At 63.5% G+C, this 22,821-nt stretch carries 13 protein-coding genes and 1 tRNA gene; 8 read left to right on the top strand and 6 right to left on the bottom strand.

Annotation, left to right across the window (positions count from 1 at the left end; translation table 11 throughout):
- Positions 1-30 precede the first annotated feature (30 nt).
- The 3 genes from NGM29_RS11930 to NGM29_RS11920 all read left to right on the top strand — a co-directional run bounded on the left by NGM29_RS11930 (position 31) and on the right by NGM29_RS11920 (position 3,234).
- Positions 31-1,014: a glycosyltransferase family 4 protein gene (locus NGM29_RS11930; protein ID WP_254156443.1), complete on the top strand. Its 984-nt coding sequence runs from the start codon at positions 31-33 to the stop codon at positions 1,012-1,014.
- Positions 1,015-2,112 carry a glycosyltransferase gene (locus tag NGM29_RS11925; RefSeq protein WP_254156441.1) on the top strand — a complete coding sequence of 366 codons (1,098 nt, stop codon included), beginning with the start codon at positions 1,015-1,017 and terminating at the stop codon, positions 2,110-2,112.
- 183 nt (positions 2,113-2,295) lie between these two features.
- Positions 2,296-3,234, top strand: a complete 939-nt coding sequence (locus NGM29_RS11920; RefSeq protein WP_254156440.1) for an NAD-dependent epimerase/dehydratase family protein — start codon at positions 2,296-2,298, stop codon at positions 3,232-3,234.
- A 33-nt stretch (positions 3,235-3,267) separates the two neighbouring features.
- Here the strand turns inward: NGM29_RS11920 and NGM29_RS11915 are convergent, their stop codons facing one another.
- Positions 3,268-4,338, bottom strand: a complete 1,071-nt coding sequence (locus tag NGM29_RS11915; RefSeq protein WP_254156439.1) for a polyprenyl synthetase family protein — start codon at positions 4,336-4,338, stop codon at positions 3,268-3,270.
- 184 nt (positions 4,339-4,522) lie between these two features.
- The gene (locus NGM29_RS11910) at positions 4,523-5,011 is read right to left on the bottom strand and encodes a DUF309 domain-containing protein (RefSeq protein ID WP_254156438.1); all 489 of its coding nucleotides are present in this window, start codon (positions 5,009-5,011) and stop codon (positions 4,523-4,525) included.
- 119 nt (positions 5,012-5,130) lie between these two features.
- Here NGM29_RS11910 and NGM29_RS11905 point away from each other — a divergent pair, with 119 nt between their 5' ends.
- Together NGM29_RS11905 and NGM29_RS11900 are read left to right on the top strand one after the other, a co-directional pair.
- Positions 5,131-5,433, top strand: coding sequence for a hypothetical protein (locus tag NGM29_RS11905; protein WP_254160671.1), 303 nt, complete (start codon positions 5,131-5,133; stop codon positions 5,431-5,433).
- Between the two features lie 390 nt (positions 5,434-5,823).
- Positions 5,824-5,906, top strand: a tRNA-Leu gene (locus NGM29_RS11900).
- A gap of 1,237 nt (positions 5,907-7,143) precedes the next feature.
- Here NGM29_RS11900 and NGM29_RS11895 read toward each other — a convergent pair.
- From NGM29_RS11895 to NGM29_RS11885, 3 genes are all read right to left on the bottom strand, one after another.
- On the bottom strand, positions 7,144-7,959 hold the full coding sequence (locus tag NGM29_RS11895; RefSeq protein ID WP_254156437.1) for a hypothetical protein: 816 nt from the start codon (positions 7,957-7,959) through the stop codon (positions 7,144-7,146).
- Positions 7,960-8,403: 444 nt separating this feature from the next.
- The gene (locus NGM29_RS11890) at positions 8,404-9,351 is read right to left on the bottom strand and encodes a CPBP family intramembrane glutamic endopeptidase (protein WP_254156436.1); all 948 of its coding nucleotides are present in this window, start codon (positions 9,349-9,351) and stop codon (positions 8,404-8,406) included.
- Between the two features lie 267 nt (positions 9,352-9,618).
- Positions 9,619-10,212 carry an AsnC family transcriptional regulator gene (locus tag NGM29_RS11885; protein ID WP_254156434.1) on the bottom strand — a complete coding sequence of 198 codons (594 nt, stop codon included), beginning with the start codon at positions 10,210-10,212 and terminating at the stop codon, positions 9,619-9,621.
- A gap of 235 nt (positions 10,213-10,447) precedes the next feature.
- Between NGM29_RS11885 and NGM29_RS11880 the strand changes: the two genes are divergently transcribed.
- The 3 genes from NGM29_RS11880 to NGM29_RS11870 all read left to right on the top strand — a co-directional run bounded on the left by NGM29_RS11880 (position 10,448) and on the right by NGM29_RS11870 (position 20,763).
- Positions 10,448-15,595 (top strand): S8 family serine peptidase, encoded by a 5,148-nt coding sequence (locus tag NGM29_RS11880; RefSeq protein ID WP_254156433.1) that lies wholly within the window; start codon positions 10,448-10,450, stop codon positions 15,593-15,595.
- A gap of 353 nt (positions 15,596-15,948) precedes the next feature.
- On the top strand, positions 15,949-19,719 hold the full coding sequence (locus NGM29_RS11875; protein ID WP_254156432.1) for a heparinase II/III family protein: 3,771 nt from the start codon (positions 15,949-15,951) through the stop codon (positions 19,717-19,719).
- A gap of 30 nt (positions 19,720-19,749) precedes the next feature.
- Positions 19,750-20,763, top strand: a complete 1,014-nt coding sequence (locus tag NGM29_RS11870) for a M14 family zinc carboxypeptidase (RefSeq protein ID WP_254156431.1) — start codon at positions 19,750-19,752, stop codon at positions 20,761-20,763.
- A 700-nt stretch (positions 20,764-21,463) separates the two neighbouring features.
- Here the strand turns inward: NGM29_RS11870 and NGM29_RS11865 are convergent.
- Positions 21,464-22,819, bottom strand: a complete 1,356-nt coding sequence (locus NGM29_RS11865; RefSeq protein WP_254156430.1) for a CapA family protein — start codon at positions 22,817-22,819, stop codon at positions 21,464-21,466.
- Between the last annotated feature and the right edge of the window lie 2 nt (positions 22,820-22,821).

Here is a 22,821-nt window from a genome sequence, read left to right as displayed (position 1 = left end):
GAATCGGCGGGTATCGAGGGGTGACCTCGCGTGAATGTCTCCCACTATTTCGAGTTCGAAGAGCACGTCACCGGCGGCATCCGGGAGTCGGTCGCCCATCAACGCAAAATGCTGGACCGACTGGACGTCACGTACACGACCGAACCCCGCCTCGACGTCGACGTGTTTCACTGCAACCTCATGGGGCCGCAGTCGGTCTGGTACGCCCGGCGCGCTCGTTCGAGGGGGGTTCCGGTCGTCGCCAATACGCACGTCACCGCTGAGGACTTCGGCGACAGCTTCCGGTTCACCAATGCGCTGGCGAAGCTGCTACGGCCGTACCTCGAGCGAGCCTATGGCCTGGCCGACGCGCTCGTCTGTCCCTCGGCGTACAACCAGGACCTGATCGAATCGTACGCCGACGTACCGACGACCGTCATCTCCAACGGCGTCGACGTCGAGAAACTCGAGGGATTCGAGTCGCTCGAGGAGACCTACCGGGAACGCTACGACCTCGAGCCCCCCGTCGTCTTCCTCGTGGGTCACGTCATCAAGCGCAAGGGGCTGGAGACGTTCGTCGAGACGGCTCGGCGGCTTCCGGACGTCGACTTCGTCTGGTTCGGCCCGATCGATCGCTCGCTGAAGGGGCGGGAGACGCTCCGTCTCGTCGACGATGCCCCATCGAATTGTACGTTCACCGGCTACGTCGAGGACATTCGCGGCGCGTTCGCGGCGGGCGACGTCTTCTTCTTCCCGACCCACGAGGAGAACGAGGGCATCGCCCTGCTTGAGGCGATGGCGGCCGGCAAGCCCGTCGTCGTCCGCGACATCGAGACGTTCTCCTGGCTCGAGGATGGCGAGGACTGCCTCAAAGTCGACGCGGACGGCACCGAGGGGTTCGAAACGGCGATCGAACGGCTTCGCGATCCCGACGTTCGCCAGCGGTTGGGCGACAACGCTGCGAGCCGAAGTGAGGCGTTCTCGCTCTCGGAGGTCGCCGGTCGCTACGAGACCCTGTACGCGGAGGTGACCTGAATGAAGATTGGCTTCTTCACCGACAGCTACTTCCCCGGCATCGACGGCGTCACGTACACGATCGACCTCTGGAGGGCGGAACTCGAGGCGAAGGGACACGAGGTGTACGTCGTGTATCCGGACGGCGATTACGAACCGGATGACAACGAGATTCCGGTCCGCTCCCTGCCGAATCCGTTCTACCGGGGCTATCGGATTCCGCTGTCCAAGCGAACCTCGAAATTGCCGGATCTTGACGTCGTCCACTGCCACGGGCCCGCTCCGGTGGGCATCCTCGGGCGCTACTACGCCTGGAAGCACGCCGTGCCGTCGATTTACACTCATCACACGCCGCTCGAGGAGTACTTCCACCAGAGCGTGAAGTCGAAGACGGTCGCTCGCGGCCTGAGCAAGCTGTACGTACCCTGGGAGAACTCCCTGCTCGGGAGTTTCGACGTCGTCACTGCCTCGACGAGTCGGATCAATCGAGCGGTCGAGTACATCGAACTCCCGGTCGGCATCGACATGGAGTTCTTCCAGCCGACCGACGATGACTGGTACCCCGACCCGGACCAGACCGTCGTCGGGTACAGCGGTCGGCTGAGCATGGAGAAGAACGTCGACGAGATCCTGCGCGTCGCCGCCGAACTGCCCGAGTACGAGTTCGTCGTCGTCGGCGAGGGGCCGTACCGCGAACCACTCGAGGCGCAGGCACCCGAGAACGTCACCCTGCGGGACTTCCTCCCGCGCGAGGACGTTCCCACGTTCTACTCCTCTCTCGACGTCTTCGTGACGGCCTCGACGGGCGACACTCTGGGCCTGTCGACGCTCGAGGCCAACGCCTGCGGGACACCGGTCGCGGCCGCCGACGTCCCGCCGTTCGACGAGACCATCAGGCCCGAGAACGGCGACCGGTTCGCCCTGGGTGACCTCGAGGCGATGGCCGGGGGGATCGAGTCCTGTCTCGAGACCGACCGCGATACCCGGGCGGCCGTCGAGCGCTACGCCATCGACCGGACGCTGGTCCACCTCGAGCAACTGTACCACAACGTGCCGCTGACGACGCCGGCGGCGTCCGCGCTCGAGGATTTGCAGTGGCAGCCGTCTCACGAGGACTGATTGGCGGTTGTTCGACGGCTGTCTACGGCGGCCATTCGATGGTCTACGGCTGATCCGATCGTCGGTACCCCGAGCACCGCTCGAGCACAGGCCGAGCGCAGTCCGCACGCGACAACGCGAGTAATCAGCAATCAGTACTCAGTAATCAGTACCCCTATATGACGGAGGTCGGAACGATTTCCTATGAACGGAAAGCGAGTTCTCGTCACTGGCGGCACGGGGTTCATCGGCTCGAACCTCGCGAACGCGCTCGCCACGGACAACGACGTCGCCGCCCTCGACAACGGCTACCTTGGCACGGTCGACAACCTCGAGGACGCGGTCACGTACGTCGAGGCGGACGTCCTCGACGACGACCTCCCCACCGACGTCGACGTCGTCTACCACCTGGCGGCGCTCTCGAGTCGGCAACTGCTCGAGGACCACCCGCGGGAAGGGACGCGAGTGAACGTCGAGGGGTTCGTCAACGTCGTCGAGCAGGCGATGGCCGACGGCTGTGAGACGGTCGTGTACGCGTCGACCTCCTCGATCTACGGCGACCGGACCGAACCGATCCCCGAGGACGTCCCCATCGACGCCTCGACCGGGTACGACGCGTCGATGCTCGCCAGGGAGCGATACGCGGAGTACTACAACGACTTTTACGACGACCTCGCGCTGGCCGGCATGCGATTCTTCTCGGTGTACCAGGGGTACGGCGGGGCGGAGAGTCACAAGGGGACGTTCGCGAACACCGTCTCGCAGTTCGCCGAGAAAATCGCCAGCGGCACCCCGCCGGTCTTGTGGGGCGACGGCAGCCAGACCCGGGACTTCACGCACGTCGAGGACGTCGTCCGTGGCCTCGAACTCGCCGCCGAAAACCGGCTCGCTGGCGTCTATAATCTCGGGACCGGGGAGTCGTACTCGTTCAACGAAGTGGTCGACCTGCTCAACGACGCCCTCGGGACCGACGTCGAACCGGTCTACGAACCCATCCCGCTGACGAACTACGTCCATGACACCTGCGCCGACAGTTCGGCGTTCAGGGACGCGACTGGATGGCGTCCCGAAATCGACTTCGAGGACGGCGTCGAACGGGTCTGTCGGCCGTACCTCGAGGCTGACGAGAACGACGAGCGATAACGCCAGAGCCCCGAAGAAATCGGTAAATAGGTCTCAAACGTCCCGGTCGACGACGAACTCGGTAAACTCGAGCAACTGCGCTCTCGGTTCCAGCTCAAGGTCGACTGGCAGGTCCTCGAGCGCCCCTCGTGCCTGTTCCGAGAACTCGAGCGCGCGCTCGCGGGCGTGCTCGATGCTCCCCACGTCCTCTATTATCGCGAGCGCGTCGGCGACTTCCTCGTCGGTGTTGGCGTCCGTCTCGAGGATCTCCTCGAGTCGACCCGCTCGCTCGGCGCCGGCGGTTTCGATGGCGTGTAACACCAGCAGCGTCGTCTTCCCCTCCCGGATGTCGTTGCCGAACTCCTTGCCGAACTCGCCTGCCCGCCCCAGCGAGTGCTCGACGTCCAGGATGTCATCGCCGATCTGGAACGCGATGGCCGTCAGTTCGGCGTACCGGGCGAGTGCGTCCTCGACGGCCGGTTCCTGGTCGGTGACGATGGCCGCCAGCCTGGCGACGATCCGGCTCAGACACCCGGTCTTGCAGGCGCACATCTCGAGGTACTGCTCGGTCGAGATGCGGACGCCGCGCTCGTTGTGCCAGCAGATGTCCATCCCCTGTCCGAGGTGGGTCCGGTTGAGTTCGTACAGCAGCATCTCGTAGGCTCGAAGCCGCGTTTCTGCACCGAGGTCGCCCGGATCGTGCGTCAGGATCTTCAGCGGGAGAAAGTACATCGCGTTGCCGGCGTTCAGGGCGATGTCCTCGCCGTGGACATGGTGGAGCGCCGGTTCGCCGCGTCGAATCGACGCCCCGTCCTCGACGTCGTCGACGATGATCGTCCCGTTGTGGAGGATCTCGGGAATGCAGGCGTAGGGGTGGAATGCTTGGGGATCCTCGCCGAGCGCGTCGACGAACACCAGAAACAGGACGGCCCGCCACCGTTTGCCGCCGCGATCCAGGAGGTCCCAGAGCGGATCGGCGAGCGCGCGCTGGATCCCCTCCGGATCGTAGGCGAACGTTGGCTCACCGAAGAACGCCTCGAGGTCGTCGCCGTCGACCTCCCGTGGGAGTATCTCGGCGATGGCGTCGTCGATCACCGGCCGCCACTCGGCAAGCGCCTCTCGCATACGTCTCACCCTCGCTCGGTGTGGACAAAAAGCTTCAGTTTCTGATGAATCGGTCGTCGTTCTGACGGTGAATGCAGGCGGTGACCGTCGCTCACGTACTACCTACTTGAGTTGGGCGACTCGTACTTGCGTGACGGCAGTCGATCGTGCGACGACAGTCATCGGGACGACGTCGACGCACCCCTTACTCGAGACCTTCGGCGTAGGTGACATCGGCCTCGGTCGCCTCCGGGTGCCGACCGTCGAGCGGGAGTTTCCACCCGTCGAGGACCGACGGGTCGTTCTGCGCGTTCGTCAACGTGGTCCGGACCTCGAGCAGGTCGACGCCGTAGAAGTCGTTCGGGACGTCGTGGAGGTACTGCAGGGCGGTGGCGAACAGGCTTCGCATCCCGTCGTCGTCCTCGAAGTCGACGTGCTTGTAGACGCCGGCGGCGACCTGTACCATGCCGTGGAGGAACTGGCTCTCGACCGTTCCACGGCCGTAGTTGTACCACTCGTCCTCGAAACAGTCGTGGCTCGCGTGGTAGTCGCCGGCATTGAACAGTCTGACGCCGTGAACCGTCGCCCGCCGGAGCGTTCCGTGCTCCCAGCGGTCGAGTTCGGGCCGCCAGCCCGTCGGCGCGCTCGAGTCCGACGGCGGGTCCACGTCGGGAGCTCGTGTGTGTTCGTCCACGGGTGGATAGAGGAGGGGCAGGGTAAAACGTCTTGGCGCCTCCGCGCGAACCGCCGAGCCGTTCCCGGGGTCGTAGATTGGCCGGAGCGCTTATAGGATTCGATTGACGAATGGAAGTAATGATCTATCCGTCGCAACGGTGTGTGGCGTGTGGCGAACGGCTGTTCGCTCACGTCGACGGCGGGGTCGTGTGTCACAATTGCGGGGCCCGGTACGACCAGGACGAATCCGACGGACGGGGCGAGTCCTCGGACGGTCCTTCGTCTCCCGACTCCGGTGGTTCGCGAGAGAGCGAAACGGAACTCGTCGTCGAGCCAGTTTCGCACATCGACCCACCCGAATCGGCCGAGCGTGCCCACGAACGGGACGACGACCGTCGCCGCCCCGCGACGCCGATTCTCCTCGAGACGCCGTCGTCCTGAGCAGTTCCTGCGTTCCTCGCGAGCGGCGTGGCGCCGCACTCGTCTTCTGTCGTGCGTATCGCTCCATTCCAGCGACGTACCGCCGTCATTGCCGATCGATTCCGTCGACACGCCGCCGTCACTGCCAATCGATTCCCTCGACACGCCACCGTCACCTTCACCGTCGCTCGTCTTTCCGCGAATCGCGGTTCAATTCGTCGCCTCGCCTCGAGTACTCGCCAGGTAGATCGCGCTGTTGACGAGGCCAACCGGGTGTACCTACGCAACGTCACCACGAATCAGACGGTGTTTCTCGAGGACTTCGAGGAGAACGTGCTTCCGGCGCCCGAGGGCGAGGGGTGAACGAAACCGTAGAGTATTCAAGGGCCACCTGCTTACTCGCTAGCGCGTGCGAGGGTAGCCAAGCGGCCAACGGCGGCGGACTCAAGATCCGCTCTCGTAGGAGTTCGTGGGTTCGATTCCCTCCCCTCGCATCGTAAGATGCGGAAGGTCCTGCGGCAGTGATCTTCCCTCGCAAAAATTCTACCGAAACAAAATCTGCGAAGGGAGCCTATCGCTTTCGCTTTCATTCCAGCTTTCAGCCAGAATATTTACTAATATAGGAGGATGCGATTGGCACTGTTCTTTGGGTTGGTTCCAATATAATTGTGGTTGGTCCCTGTAGTATTGCTATTCGTCCATTCGACTTCGTTGAAATCCCCAGCATTTACAGGGTCTGTCTGCTGAGTAGAGAGGATCGATGCACCACAGCAGATTTGATTGCTTAACCATTTCCGGCCGGAAGCAATCGATATATACGAATGCGCATTGCTCGAATCAGCGTTTCAGTTAACCCAAATTACATGTGACTAGCCAACTGACAATCAATATGAATCGACGTTCGTTTCTTTACGGCGTTGGATCGGCCTCTGTCGTGAGCGTTTCTGGGTGTCTTGGCCAGATACCCGCTGCTTCCGGGAGTGGAACTTCTCAACGGGAAGTGAGTATTCACGACCAGGATTCGACTCCGGCTGACTCTGACGTTACGATCGATGCTGAACTTCTCGAAGAGAGAACTACAGATTCACAACCAGTAAGATTGCAAATTCACATAACGAATGAAGGGGCAGAGCGGGCCTTCTCCGTTGGAGACGGTAGTTGTAGTCTCTTTAATCGATCGAAAGGTGGAAGTCATACCCCCGAAGGGCTCTGGCTCTATTCACCTGGACACGCTGACCGAATTGAGCGGGACGAAGGGAAATGGACGGAAGATCGGAGCGCCGATGAGTACCGTGGGTTTTCCAACCAGGGATGCCCACCACACCCATTTGAGCCCCATGAATCACTCACAACTCAGTACGAACTGTGGGATGATTACCGTGTCGAGGGTTATTTTGAGACCGGCACTTACCGATGGGAACGACAGGTTTCCATCTGGAATGATCCCGATGCAAAGGGTAGCTCTACTGCCGCCGATTTATCGTTTGACTGGGGGTTCGAGGTAGCCGTTACGGAACCCTGAATCACCCATCGAACTCTTCGAATTTCTCACTTCGATTTTAACCCTAACGTCAAAGAGTTTGAACACGACTCGTCTGCGCTCACTATACCAACTGCACTGAACGGGAACTCTATTTGCGAATTGTTTATTCCAACCGAACTACGTTGAATCAGGCGATAATTTGACCTGCATCTTCATAACCCATCAAGTCTTCCGACGTACCGAGTAACTCACTCCAAAACCTCGAGACCGGCCATTTCGGCCACCATCAATGCGGTAGTGACGTTGAATGCGAGGCTGATCGGTGCGGCGACGATTACCGCTATGATCGCACCACTAATCCCGGAGTGAGCGAGAACACTCAACGGGATCGCACAGACGAGCGTCGCTACGACGAGCGTGAGAAAGAACCAGATCGGCTGGTGCTCGCTAACGAGGCCGTACGCTCGTCTAATGGCGGATTCGATTCCGCGATCTTCCAGCACCAGAACGTACACAGCCGGGAACAGAAGGTATCCGACGACCAGCAAGAGGAAGATCGCAAGTACGAACAGCGGGGGTACGACGAGCAATGGGAAGAAGACGACGAGCAACCCGACGACGACGAGCACTTCCAGCGCGATCATTCTAACGGCGAATTTACGTAGGTTAGCGATGAAATCGAACGACCCAGTCGTGATGCCCGACGCGATACTCCCGAAGTACCCCGCGCTGAGCACACCGGAAATGACGAGATACGTTACGAGCAGTGGGACAGCAAGTATGACCGACTCCATTGTTCCGAATGGCACCGAGACTGTGAGGCCGCCATCGTCGGGTGCGTTGACGAAACTCCAGAGATCGTACCGGTAGATGGGAAACGACGCGGAGATGGACATTCCACGGCTCTGTGCGGTGGCCAGCAGATCACTCACATTCAGCACCGACGTCGCAAGTGGCACGAGCGCCAGTACGAGGAGACGGTCGAGATGTGTGAAGGTACGGGGGAGTAGGTCGCCAAATGTGGGCAGACTACTACTAGGGGTTTCTCTAGAGGGCGGGATCATAATAGCATCCTAACAACTCATCTACAAAAATCTTCTTTATTTTCAATGCGGAGAAACTTTATGCGACGTATTTGATGCTCCCGAATCACTGATAGCCTCAACAACGGCTTCCCTGGATTGTGCGTTTTGTCTCCCGTGATAAGCGTTCCTGGCTGGTGCTCCATTTGCACCCTGCCTGACTGATTACGAATCCCCGCAGATCGACTCTCAACTCGTGCACAGCCGCGCCCTGTATTCAGCGTGGGTGTCAATAGATGTCACCGGTTGAGGGTTTCAACGAAATCGTTTCCTCCAGTTTGCGTTCTTTGACTTATGCTGCCCACGCCTCCTCGTCGAACGTCAACCCGCTGTCGTCTCGAGCAGATCGGGACGGAAATAGGCCCGTGACGTGTGGTAGACGTTTGTGACAAAGGACCAGAAAGGTTCACGAACCGGTATAGAACACTACCGACTGTCACCCCTATCGGAACCACGGTCACGATTGGCGTCATCGTGAGTACGTGCGCGTGACTCTCGAGAACCGGCGAGACTGACGGCTTCGAGGCCAGGACGTCGCCGCGGTGAGAGATGCGACGAACCCCACACGAGGACGAGTCCAACGGCAATCGCGACCAGAACGACACCGGTGGTAGCTTCGGCCAGCAGATTCAGCCACGGATCTGGAACCCCACCGGGGGCGAGTGCGTCCCTGTCCGCAGGGTGGAAGATTCCCATGGTGTTGATGCCTGCGTGAAAGACAGCGACGGCGAGGACGCTCCCGCCCGTGCTGTTGTACATCCACGTCCAGAGCACCGATCCAGCGAGGATCGTCACGATCCAGATGAGCTGTTGAGAGAGCGGCCACCCGCCGTGGGTGGTGTTGGCGTTGAGGAACAGTGGCAGGTGCCACCCTGCCCAGGCGATTCCGACGACGAGACTCGACGTGAGCGCGCTGTAGCGCGCTTGCAAGACGGGGAGCATGAAGCCGCGCCAGCCGAGTTCCTCCTGGCCGCCACCCCAGATAATGCCCCATGCCATCGCGAAGACGTAGATGCCGACGAACGGGAGCGAGCCGACGTCGACTGGACCGCCAAAGAGCGCGTACAGGGCGCTTCCCGCAGCGAGAATAGCGATCGGAAGACCGAGCGCGAGGACCCACCATCGTACTCCGATTCGCCACATGAATAACTGTGAAATCCAGGAACGCAGGTCGCCGCCGCTCGCCCAGAGGACCACCGCCGCACCGATCGGTGGCCCGAACGCACCGAAGCCGACCAGAATCGACAGCGTCCACGAGGCCTCCATGTCCGTCGCTGCGAGTACCGCCTGAATCGACCACGTGAACGCGTACGTGATGAGAAGGAAGCTCACAATACGGTGCTGGGCGATCCAGGATCGAGCAGCCGCGATCATACCTGTTTCTTCGTTCGCGACGATTGTTTATCGACCGGCGATTCTCCCGCCATGAGAGTCCTCATCCGTCATGCTTCGATCGTATCCGCAGCACTGATTCCGTGCTGGAGGAGTCCATTGGTTCGGACAACAGTGAACGGTTCGTCCCTGACCGGTCGCAGTATTGACTCTCTCGGCCGTTTTCGAGCGCATCTCGAGCGGTTAGCTGAAAACCACATCACCAGGGAGCGACGCCCATCGACTCGAGCCGAGTTCACTCCGGTCCAATCACGCCCCTTCCTCGAGTCGGGCGTACCGATTCTCGAATCGCTCCCGACACGATGGGCAACAGAAGTGGTAGGCGTCGCCGCCGATGGTCGCCGATTCGCCCTCGCTGTCGACGGTGTTCCCGCACTCCGCGCAGGTTAGCGCGAACGCGGTCCCACCGAGCGACGGGCGCCACTCGACGTCGTCCATCAGCGTGACGCGATACTCGAGGTCGCCGTTTCCGAGCAACTCCTCGAGCCAGCGACGGACGTTTCGCCCCTCTGCACGGGCGTAAAACCAGACGTCGCCCTCGGCGGTTACGAAGAGGTGTTCGACCGCGTCGGCGTCGCCGATCCGCTCTCTGAGCGGATCGACGTCCGCACTCGCGCCCCCAACGTCGGCCTGGACGAAGATGGGAACGCCTCCCCTGATCGTCGATCGGTCGACATCGATCGTGAACCGGTTGATGACGCCGGCGTCCTCGAGGCGGGCGACGCGGTCGGAGACGGCCGGTCCGGACAGTCCGACGGTCTCCGCGATGTCGCTGAACGGACGGCGAGCGTCCTCCCCCAGGAGCGACAGAATTTCCACGTCGATTTCGTCGAGCGTGTGCATACTCAGCCTAGCGATTCGTTCCCTAATAGCGCGTCGATAGGGCGCTATGCTCGAGGTCTATACGCGTCCGACCCCGATGCTGGAATCGCTTTGCCTGTAGCCGGAAATAATTGCCTAAATACATCACCCATGAACATATTATTTTTGGCGACTTTCAAAAAACGACGACTGTACGTCTCTTTACTATATTCGGGTGAGGCGGGGTTCGTATGGTTCCCAGACCAGTCGATAACAGATGACAGAGCGTCCCCCCAAAGGAGTAGACGAATCGCCATCCGTCGTGTCGCGCCGGCAGGTTCTCCAGGGAACGGCGGGTGCCGGTCTACTCGCGCTCTTCCCGACGGCGAGTGGCAGCGCCGGCGAGACGACCGAAGTCGTCGTCCGTGCGGAGGACGTGGACGTTCCACTCGTCGCATCCGCGTCCGTCGTCGACAAACTCAAGGCGACGGCCGAGGAGAGCCAGGCCCTCATCGTCGAGTACGTCGACGAAACGGACGGCCTCGCGGTAAAGAACCGCTTCTGGCTCGCGAACGCGCTCCTCCTCGAAGTCGACACCGGCGTCGTCGACCTCGAGCAGGTGACCGCCCAGGAGGGCGTCTCGGAGGTCCACCCTAACTTTCGCTACGAGATCCCAGAACCGGACGCCGGAATCGCCAGCGAGGAGACGGGCGACGTCACGTACGGCCTCGAGCAGATCGACGTGCCCGCGGCCTGGGACGCGTACGAGTCGCGAGGCGAGGGCACCCGGATCGCAGTGCTCGACACTGGCGTCGATCCAACGCATCCGGACATCGACCTCGAGTCCGACAACTTCGCCGAGTTCGACGGCGACGGCGAGCAGGTGGATTCAGAGCCCCACGATTCGCACTATCACGGCACGCACGTGAGCGGAACGGTCGCGGGTGGAAACGATTCCGGCACTGCAATCGGCGTCGCTCCAGACGCGACGTTGCTCGGTGGACTCGTCCTCCCGGATGGGGGCGGGTCGTTCGCCCAGATCATCGGCGGCATGCAGTGGGCCGTCGAGGAAGACGCCGACGCGATCAACATGAGCCTCGGGGTTTCCGGCTACGTGGGCGAGATGATCGAACCGGTCCGGAACGCAGATCGGGCTGGCACGGTCGTCGTCTCTTCGTCGGGCAACAGCAGGGTCGGAACGTCCGGGTCGCCCGCCAACGTCTACGACGCCTTCGCCATCGGGGCCTCCAACGAGGACGAGACGATCGCCGAGTTCTCGAGCGGCGAAACGATCTCGACGGAGAGCGCCTGGGGCCACCTCGCTCCGGACGACTGGCCCGAAAGCTACGTCGTCCCGGACGTGTCGGCGCCGGGCGTGGACGTGACCAGCGCGTTCCCGGTCGACCACTCGAACGGCCCGTACCACGCCATCTCGGGGACGTCGATGGCGTCGCCACACGTCGCGGGCGTCGTCGGCATCATCAGGTCGGCGGCCCTCGAGGAAGCCACGCCGGAGCGAGTGAAACGCGCCCTCGCCGCCACCGCCTGGAAACCCGAAGGCGAGTCGGACGACCCCGATATTCGGTACGGACTTGGAATCGTCGATGCCTTCGCTGCCGTCGGTCGCGTCGCCGCCGATAGCGGCGTCACCGGGACCGTCACCGACTCCGACGGCGCCCCCATCGACGAAGCGACCGTCACGCTTGACGGGTTCCCGGTCGAGACGAACGCCGACGGCGAGTTCCAGGTCCGGGCGATCCCCGGCACGTACGAGCTGACCGCGGACGCGTTCGGCTACACCGCCGACACCGTCACCGTCGAGGTCGACGACGGCTTTCACTCGGTCGACTTCACGCTCGGTGACAGCCTCGCAATCGCCGTCGTCGACGGCCAGCCCGAGGGCCTCGAAGCCGGCGAGTCGTTCGACGTGGCGGCGAACGTCGCCCACGTCGAGTCGGTCACCGTCGAACAGGTCGGAGACTACGTCGGCGAGGCCTGGCTCGAGGTCGACGGCGAGCCAGCCGCGTTCGGCGAACGCGTCGACTTCGAATCTGCCCGCTCGGACGAGGTCACGATCACCGTCGGGACCGAATACGACGGCGTCGGCAACCTCGAGCTCGAGCACACCTTCGCAGGGCTCGGCGACTCCGTCACCGTCTCGACGGGGCCGACGTTCGTCTACGATGAGCCGGTTCCGATCGGCATCGTGGACGCCGGGAGCGGCTACGCGGCCGACCTCGAGACGATTCTCGCCGAAGCGATGCACCCGCGATACCGGTTCGACCGACTCGAGCCAGCGGCCGCCCTCGACGCAGCCGAGAGTCGCGACCACGAGGGCTACGTCGTGCAGAACCTGGGCGACGACGCTGACCTCGTCGCCGACTTCGTCGACGTCGCCTCTGCGCCCGAAATCGGTGCGGTGTACCTCGACCAGTTCGGCGACGCGAGTGACGCCGTCTCCCAGGTGTCCGATGCGACCGGCGACCCGCGCGAGACGAGCGAGGTCGTTGCCCAGGTGCCGTACCCGATCGCGTATCCGATCGAGTACGAACTTTCGGAAGCGCACCCCGTGTTCGAGGGAATCGCTGCCGAAGGCGAGAGCGTCACCATCACCGAACCCGAGCCAGTTTCGGTCGGGATCGGCGTGTACTACAGCGGGTTCCACAGCTACTTCGAGGGGTACAGCGGCGGCGTCGCCGGCTCGACGGTAGCCTCGACGGCCGTCGCGTCCACAGAGACGGGCGACGGCCTCGCGATCGACGACCTATCTCGAGTCGTCCACGCGTCGTCGCTCGGCCTCGGGACGTTCGTCGACCGAGACGCCGTCACCGACGCTGGACAATCGCTGTTGGGCAATCTCGTCGCTCACGCCGCCACGGCGCCGCCGATCGACGTCGTCACCGCGCCGGCCGAACGGCTGGCTCCCGGCGAGTCGGTTACCCTCGAGGTCGCCGTCGAGAACCTCGAGGAACTGGAAATTGGCGTCACCGGGCTCCAGTTCCTCGACGAGAGCGACCTCTCGCTCTCGATCGATGGCGAGAGCGTCTCCTTCGACGACCCGCTCGAGTACGACGCCTTCGACGGGACGGTCGAGATCACGGTCGATACGTTCGATCGGGTCGGCGAGTTCGCGATCAGCACTCGATTCGTCACGCTCGGCGAGCGCGGTCAGCCGATCGAGACGGCGGCGACGTTCCGTCCGACGACCGTCTACGAGTCGCCGCTTCGCGTCCCGGAGCAGGTCGACGACCTGCAGGCGGCAGTGGACTTCGTGCGCGAGGGCGACACCGTCGAACTCGCCGACGGCGTCTACGAGGTCGACGCGCCGGACCGCGGCTTCCAGACCGGTCTATACGTCGGTACGCCCGGGATCACGATCCGGGGCGTCGACGGTGCGACCCCCTCGATCGTCCACGAACGGGACCTGCCTGGACCGCGGATTATCCACATCGGCGCAGACGACGTCACCCTCGAGAACGTCGAGGCGAACGTAATCGACGGCGAGGTGGACGAGAAGAACGCTATCGGCACTGGAGTGCTCGCCGGTGACGGCGCGCACGACGTGACGATCAGGAACGTGACCGCGGCCGGGACGTTCGGCGTCCAGCTCCGCGAGACGACCGACGTGCTCGTCGAGAACGTCACCGCGTTCGGGACGGTCGTCGGCGTCGGTACCGACTCCGGATTCTTCGGCACCGTCGACGGGGCGACGATCCGGAACGTCACGGTGACCGACAGCCCCGACTACTCCTTCCAGGGCGGCGTGATCGTCAATGGCGCGACCCGCGTCACCGTCACCGACTGCCACCTCGAGCACGAAGACGGCGATCGCGCGAGCGTGGCGCTCTCCGGCCCCTTCAACGGCGGCGAGGATTGTCGTATCGCGAACAACACGATCGTCGGCCCCGACGAGGAACCCTACTCGGACGACTCGAACAACGGCATCTACGTCGACGGCGTTAACGTCGAGATCGAGGACAATCACATCGTCGACTCCTACACGGGGATTCGCGTCGCAGAGTACGGGTTCGGTATCGACCCGCCAGCGGTCAGCATCGAACGGAACACCATCGAAAACGCCGGAATCGGCTTCCGGCAGTTCGGCGACACGGCGCTGTTCGCGTTCAACGACGTCGAGGCCGCAACCGGTCTCGACCTCGGACCCGGCTACTTCGGCCTCGACGCCGACGCGGTCCTGGCGCGGTACAACGACCTCTCTGCCACCGACCTGCCATTCCGCGGTGAGCCCGGCGACGGATGGAACACGCCCGAGGGACCGTTCGACTGTCGCGAGAACTACCTCGGTGACCGAAGCTACGGCGATACGATCGTGGACGGCGACGTCGCGTACGATCCCTACCTGACCGTCCCGCCAGCGGAACTCGAGTCGGGTGCCGTGGATGCAGGATCCCTCGACGTCGACGCGATCGAACCGACGGCAATCGCGACGGACCTGTACCTCGATCCGGATGGTTCGTACGCCATCGGTTTCCCGGGGCCGACTGATCAGACGATCTACGACGTGCTCGGCGTCGACGGGTACGGCGAGTTCGCCGGCGAGATCGAGATGTGGAACCACGACGCCGGCAACTGGAAGTCCGTCACCGGCGACGGGAGCCTGCAGTACGCCGATACGCTCTACGCGTTCACGGTGACGCCGGCGGAAGGCGTGCGCGTCGAGGTCCACTTCCAGCGAGCGGACGACCCGCCGGTCGGGCCGGACGGAACGCCGCCGGGCCACCGCGACAGCGACCTCGAGAAAACTTACCTCCAGGAGGGCTGGAACTTCGTCGCCGCGCCGGCGTACGGCGACGAAGAGGAAGTCTTCGATACGGACCGAGTCGAGACCATCGACGACTCGCTGCACGCACCCGGTGGGCAGATCGGCGACGGCCAGCTGACCGCCTTCACCGGCTACCTGGTCGAGGCCACGGACGCCCACTGGCTCGACGCCGGGATCACGACGTACGATCCGACGATGACGGAACTCTACGAGGGACTCGGCCTCGATCCACAGATTCACGCGAATCCCGGCCCCTCGGTCGACGCCGGCGGGATGGATCGGACGCTCGAGAGCGTGCTCGAGGCTCCCGGCGACGAGGAAACGACCGTCGAGCGGGTAGCGGCTTTCGTCACGGAACGGTTCGCAACCGCTGACCTCGACGCCGACCTGGACGACGTGCTCGAGGAGTTCTCAACGACGGCGGAGACGACGGCCGCCAAGGCGCCGTCGGCGCACACCGACCTCGTGGTGGAGGCGACGGACCTCACGGCCGAGCGGGCCGTCGAGACGCTGATCCAGGCCGAGTTCCTCGACGAGGAAGGTGACGAAACGGACCCCCATCGAACCGTAGAGTCACACGAAGAGAAGCAGGGTGGTTCGACGCTCTCGAGGATGCGACGATCGGTCGCCACCGACGACTGAACATCCGGTTGAACGAATCTCCGCGGTGACCTCGACTGGACGGGGCTCCGCGGTGACCCCGAACGGTGCTGATACCGAACCGCTCGTCGGTTCTCGAGGACGAAGCGGAAGTGGTGCCTCGTACCTGACGGTGGGCGTCCGTTCACGTTGCCGGAGCGCGTTCGTCTCTGTCGCGGAGTGTGTAACCGCCCATCCGTCCGCCGGCATGTCGCATCAAGCCTGAATATACCAAAACATTCGGTGGTTGTTTTACAGGTCTGTTAGATTAATCCCATAGAACGTTTTCATCACTCTCACAGAATGTAACCCAAAATTATATTACGAAATCTTCGAAAGGTGTGGTGTGGTTGATAATGAGTAACAGTGAGGAGCGGACGAATCGCCGGAATGACGCACTATCGGATTTCCGAGGGCACGGCCGCCGGGAGTTCCTCCAGACCACGAGCCTGCTCTCGCTCGGTTTGCTCCTGTCGGCCGACCCGACGCGGGGGGACAACGCCGGGTCTACCGCGCTCGCGGCCGAGAAGTATCGATCGAATCTGTACACGCCGGAGCGTCGAACCGCGGCGCTCGAGAACGTCCAGAACTACACCTGGGCGGCCGATCGGCGAGCGTCGGCCGTCGAAACCGCGACCGAGTACCTCGAGGCTTACAGCGGGCTGGACGGGCTGTGGCAGGCCGTTACCGGGCAATCCGTTCCTCGGAACGTGGCCCTCTCCGCGACGGCCGAGGGAGACCGCCCGCTCAACGACGCGGGCGTCTACGAGTCGTTCGACGAGGTTCCGTTCGAGGCCGAGTCGACGCGGCGGCCGTGGGAACTGATCGATTCGACCCCGGGCGTCGAGCGCCAGGACGTGACGTTCGCGACCGACGAACCGTGGACCGTCGTCGAACCCTCGAGCGGCGGGGTGTTCCCGACGAACGACTTCGCTGCCTACCGCGAAAGCGGCCTCGACGATCGCGGCGTCTTCGATCCGGACCTGGCCGACGACTCGCTGCTCGTCAACGAGCGACGGCCCGACAAACCCGACGACTGGGGCGTCGACGACGGCACGGGCTGGGTCGACGAGGACGGCTACCTCGGCGTCGAAGGCGCCCGCTACCACTTCGTGGCCTACTTCAACCGGGTCTACCGCTGGGAGCAACTGCTCGAGGCACTCCGGGCATTTCGCGACGCGTACCTGTTCACCGAGGACGTCGAGTACGCACGGGCTGGACTCGTCCTCCTGGACCGGATCGCGGACGTCTACCCCGAGATGGATCTGTCTCCCTATCGCTACGACGACGGCTACGCCAGCGTCCACCAGTGGACCGGCCAGGGGAAAATCTGCGGCTGCGTCCAGGAGACGATCACGGTTCGCGTACTCGTGAGCGCGTACGACGCGTTCCTCCCCGCAATGGACGACGCCGAACTGCTCGCGTTCCTGGACGAGCGGGCGAACGAGTACGATATCGGCTCGAAAGGGACGGCCGACGACCTCCGCGAGAACGTCGAATCGAAAGTCGTCCGGACGGTGTTACCCGCCGTGCGGAACCACCAGATTCACTCGCCATCGGGCGGTCACCGAACGGCCCTCGCGATGGCCGGCGCCGTCCAGAACGACCCCGAGGGCTACACCGGCGACGTCCTCGAGTTCCTCCTTCGACCTGGCGAGCGGACCCACCACGACGACGGCTCGTACTGGGGCGAGTGGGGCGTCACCGGCGGCAACCTGCGCGCCGAGCTGGTCGACGCCGTCGATCGGGACGGCAACGCGCCGGGATCGCCAGCGGCCGCCGAACGGGCGTATCGGGCGCTCGAACGCGTGACGACTGTCCTCGAGGAGTACAAGAGAGACGACGGTCCGGGGCTGGCCGACCACCCGAAACTCGAGCGAGCGGCCGCCGGCCGACTCCCGCAGGTGCTTCGCGAAGCGTACCTGCCCAGTATCGGGGCGATGGGACGAACCGGCGTGCCGTGGCTGCCGATCGAAACCGAAGCGATGACGACCGCCCTGGAGTCCTTCGGCGACGGCCAGTTTGCGAAGGGGGCGTTCCTCGCGAACGGGTACGGGTACGACGGCGTCCACGGCAGCATCTTCAGTCCGGACCCGGCGGGCACTGCGGAGGCGGTGCGCGAGGTGATCGACGCCGACGGCCCGCTGGAACTCTCGAGCACGAACCAGGCGGGAACAGGGTTCGCCGCGCTCCGGGACGGCGAACACTACATCCGCGGCGGCTACCGCGTCGTCGACCAGTTCCCCTCGATGACCGTCCTCGAGCGCACGACCGACTACACCGTCTACAGCAACAGCGGCACGGTCCAGTTCGAGGCGGACACGGCGGGCCAGTCGATCTCGTTCCAGTTCTCGATTCCGGTCGCCGAAACCTACGAGTTCAGCCTGAAACCGTTCAGATCGTCGGGGTACGGCACCTACGACGTGCTGATCGACGGCGAGCGGATCGCCGAGTACGACTTCTACGACGAGGTGACGGGTGCGAAGGAGTTCACCGTGCTCGCCGACGAGGTCGACCTCTCGAGGGGCGAGCACCGGATCACGTTCGAGAACACTGGCAAGCGGCCTGCCGCCACGAACTACAAGATGGGCGTCATCGAGTGCAAATTCCTCGACGAACGTGCCCAGCGCGAGGAGGAACTCGAGGCGGAACGCGGGAACACCCAGCGATCGTTCGCCCTCCGGTACGGAGCGTCGACGCCGGACGGTGAGGGATCTGACCGGTCGTATCGAGACGCGTTACACTTGGACGTCCACGCCTACGGCGGCGACCTCGCTCCGGCCCTGGGCTACCCCGAGCACACCGGTTTCTGGCCGGACCCCGACTCGCCTGGCGAGTCGCCGGCGTGGCCGAAGGGGAGACACTGGACGTCGAACACGATCAGTCACAACACCGTCGTGGTCGACGAGTCCCCGCAGTCGGAAACCGAGGGCGGGTCACCACACCACTTCAGGGAGACGGAGCGTGTACGCCTCGCCGACATCGACTCGACGGACGCGTACCCGACGACGAGCCAGTACCGCCGAACCACCGCGATGGTGCGAATCGACGACCACCACTCGTACGCGGTCGACTTCTTCCGGATCGTCGGCGGCGACGACCATCGCTTCAGTTTCCACGGCGCGGCCGGGTCGGCCACGACGAGCGGGCTCGACCTCGAGGCCCAGGACGTCGGAACTTACGCTAGACCCGACGTACCCCGGCCCGCCTACAGCGAAGAATCCGCCTACGAACGCGCGGTCGGCAACGGCTTCGACTACCTGGACGACGTCGTCCGCGACGACGATCCGGCGGACCGATTCAGCGTCGACTGGGAGGTCACGGACGCGCCGGGTATCGTCCCGGACGAGGGTGACGCCCACCTTCGGCTGACGATGGTCGGCGACGTCGACGAAGTCGCCCTCGCGGACGGACGGCCGCCGCGTCACACCGGGAACCCGTGGAGCCTCCGGTATGCTCTCGCCCGACGGTGGGGATCGAACCTCGAGACTACGTTCACCTCCGTTATCGAACCCTACCGCGGTTCGCGGAACGTCGAATCGATCGAACCGGTGCCGGCTCACTCGAACGACGGCGTAGCGAGGGCCGTTCAGGTGACGCTGACGAACGGCCGCACCGACTACGTCGCCTACGCACCCGGCGACTCGACCTGCCGGGTCGGGGACGTGTTCCGGTTCGACGGATTCCTGGCCGTCTACTCCGAGCGCGAGGGCACCGCGGAGTCGGCATTCCTCGAGGACGGATCGATGCTCGCGCCCACTCGCGATGGACCGCCGCTGATTCGCGATCAACCCGACGCATTCGAAGGTCGCGTGGAGGACCTCACGCGCGAGCCGTCGCGGACGAACGAGATTCAGGTCCGACTGACGTCCGAACACCGACCCGACGCCGCTGACGACCTGGTCGGCGAGTGGCTCTACGTCGAGACGGGAACGGGCGTCGAAGCGTACCGCATTGAAGGCGCGACGAGCGACCAAGCCAATCAACTCTCGCTCGATATCGGCGACGCGACGACGGTCGAGGGGTACGTCGATCAATCGAATCCCGACGCCGGCTACGAGTACACGATCGAAACGGGCGCACCGTTGCGCATTCCGCTATCGCACACCTGGGAGCGCACCGACTGACCGTTCGAAAACAACAACGAGAACATACGAATGACACGAATTCGACCATTAACAGAGACGCAACACGACGGCATATTCGGCGACGCGCCGCTCGGTACCGACGCGACCCCCCGCGACGAAAAACATCGGCCCTACGCGGAGCTACAGAGGGTGCTCGACCACCTCGAGATGGCCGGACGGCCGTTCTCGAGGACGACGGTCGGCACGTCGAACCAGGGTCGGGACATCGACATGATCTCGGTCGGTCGCGGCGATACAGACGTTCTGTTCGTCGGACAGCAACACGGGAACGAATCGTCCGGTTCGATGAGCCTCGTCGCGCTCTTGCACTACCTCGCGAGCGGCAAGTCCGAGGCGCACCTGGACGACGTGACTGTTCACGTCGTTCCGCGAGCGAACCCGGACGGGGCGGAGATCGAGCTCCGCGGTAACGTCGATCCGGACGCGCCGGATCCGGATACTGACGAGGGTATCTTCACGACGACCTACCAGGGTCGTGGCTGGGATCCGAACCGGTATCACTTCCTCGACTGGACCGAGAGTCGCCTCTACAGGCACCACTCGGAGCAGTTCCCGGAGAATCCGGTTCCAGAAGCGCGGGCAGTAACCGAGGCCGTCGATCGCGTCGACCCCGAATTGTTCATCGACATCCACGGGCAAGGCGAGAAAACGACCGAGGACGGAGCAGCCGTCACACACTCGGTGATGTGGCCCGTCCTGGGAGAAAAGCCGATTCCCGAGGATGGACTCACGCTGTCCAAAAAGATGTGCGTGCAGGTCTACGATCACCTCAGCCGGTTCGACCGCGTCGTCAGCCGGTATCCGGCGACGGCAGCGTATCCCGGTGTCGCACACAAGGCGTACGGATTACAGGACCGGGGCAGCATCATCTACGAAGTCGTCGAACCGAAGTCGGTCGACCAGTATCGAACTCGAACGCGCACGACGCTGGCGTCGCTCCTCTCGCTGCTCGGAACGGCGGCCACCGGTGACATTCACGATCGCGATCCTGATCGAGTCGAAGAAATCCCACACATCGGGTAAGTGTTCAGTCGGTTAGAACGGTGAACGGAGCGGTGAAACTTGTCGTTCGTGGCAATCGCACGACGTGCCACCGATTCGAGTCTCTCTAGAAGCCTTGACGTTACTATCGCCGTTCTTCCGGTGTCACCACTCGGACGACGCGTTTCTCGAGGACGACGGGCCCGTTTCGTACGCTACACGATTCCTGCTATCGACGTGTGGGTCCGTAACTCGTCGAAAACTGACCCCTGGGGAAGTGTGTAGATTCTACAAGCTTCGACTATTACTCTGAATGCTGAAGGAATCGTTCTCCTCCGACTTGAGTCTCGAGTAAGCGCGGTGTCAGCTAAATCAGGGGACTGGCATCGACGAGTGAGGTGTTGCTGGTCCCCAGGTCGAACGAGGTGACCAAATCAGATACGGGAACCGTCGGAAAGACTCCTGTGGACGGATTCTTGCGGTCTATTTGGACGTACGATTCAGGACACTGTATCCTGCTTAGCGCATCCAGAAATCGAACTACATTCGGATCGTCGGGGGGCGCCGACGAGGGATTCACCGTTCGATCGTCGTTGGTAGTGGTGACCTCGAACGGATCGTCTCACTCTGGAAACGAAGAGAACTGTCATCAACCAAACTATGGCGTAAATTCGATATGACTGGTATGCAGTAATCCGTACCCGCCAGCATCGTCCCGTATCGTTCGACCGCTCGAGCGACCTCACTCGCGGGCGGTTCGAGCTAACAGTCGCCGCGCTTCGTCGCTGATCTCCGGGGTCCGCCTGTCGATCCCTTCGCCGGAGAGCACCTCGAGCGCCGTGGTCGTGAGCCACCGATGGGACTCCGCCCGGATGACGTTCAGCAGGACGAAGAGTTCCGCCCGACGGGTTTCGGGATCCCAGATCGATCGCTGCAGTCGCGGGTCGTTCGGCGCCGACCGAGCACGCGCGAGGTTCGCCCCGACACCCGTATGGAGCCAGTTGGAGTACCGTTCGTGGAACACCCGGACGGCGATTTCTTGCCAGTAGGCCTCGAGCGTCGCCGCGTCGGTGGTGATCTCGGCGAGACGGTTGAGGTACGACAGGTAATCTTCGCGATCTCGAGTTAGCCCGAGCGGGTGGACGACGCCGTCGACGGTTTCGGTCGGCACGAGTTCGACGGCAATCGGCATCGCCCCGTCGAATTCGACCTCCAGGACGAGCCCCCAGGACGTGTTCTCCTCGTCGGTCATGCTGTCGAACAGGAAGTTGCCGAGGCTGTAGAAGATCGCTCCGTCGCCGTAGCGCTCCCAGCCCTGGGGGACGTGCGGGTGGTGCCCGACGACGAGGTCGGCCCCGATGTCGACGAACTCCCGCAGGAGTCCCTGGAGCCGCGGAGCTGGCAACGGGACGTACTCCACGCCGCTGTGGGCGACGACGATCACGCTGTCGTACTCGCGATCGGCCGCGCGGATGGCCTCTCGAGCACGGCGATCGGAGAGCCACGCCGCCCCGTGGCCCCGTTCGTCGACGAGGTTGAACTCCTGTTCGCAGACGTTGACGATTGCGACCGACGCGTCGGGACCGACCGCGAGCGGCTCGTACGCCTCCTCGGGCGTCGATCCGACGCCGACGGTCGCGAGGCCGGCGTCGTGAAGCGCCTTGAGCGTCGTCACGACGCCTTCGGGTCCGTAGTCGCGGACGTGGTTGTTCGCGAGCGTGCAGACGTCGAAGCCGACGTCCGCTACCGTTTCGGCCGTCCCATCCGGATTCTCGACGCACGGCCCGCTCTTGTCGATTGGTGTCGTCTCCTCGGAGACGATGGGGGCTTCGACGTTGAGGATCGAAACGTCGGCCGCGCCGATCCGTTCCCGAAGGGGCGACGACACCGTTCGATCGGCGGTCGGCCTGGCGTCCCGATTGAGCGCGCAGTCGCCGGCGACGATCATCGACCAGTGGTCACCGCCGGATCGGTCGCGATCCGTTCCGGGGTCGAGGTCGATCACTGTTTCCAGGTCGTCGCTCACGACTGTCGAGCCTTCGACACTCGAGTCCTTCGAACGGTCGCCACTCGTGCCCCTCGAGCCATCGTCACTCATCG

It is taken from the genome of Natronosalvus rutilus, from assembly GCF_024204665.1.
GTDB lineage: Archaea > Halobacteriota > Halobacteria > Halobacteriales > Natrialbaceae > Natronosalvus > Natronosalvus rutilus.
The sequence above is the reverse complement of the archived record's forward strand: the minus strand, read 5'-3'. Positions and strand labels throughout refer to the sequence as shown.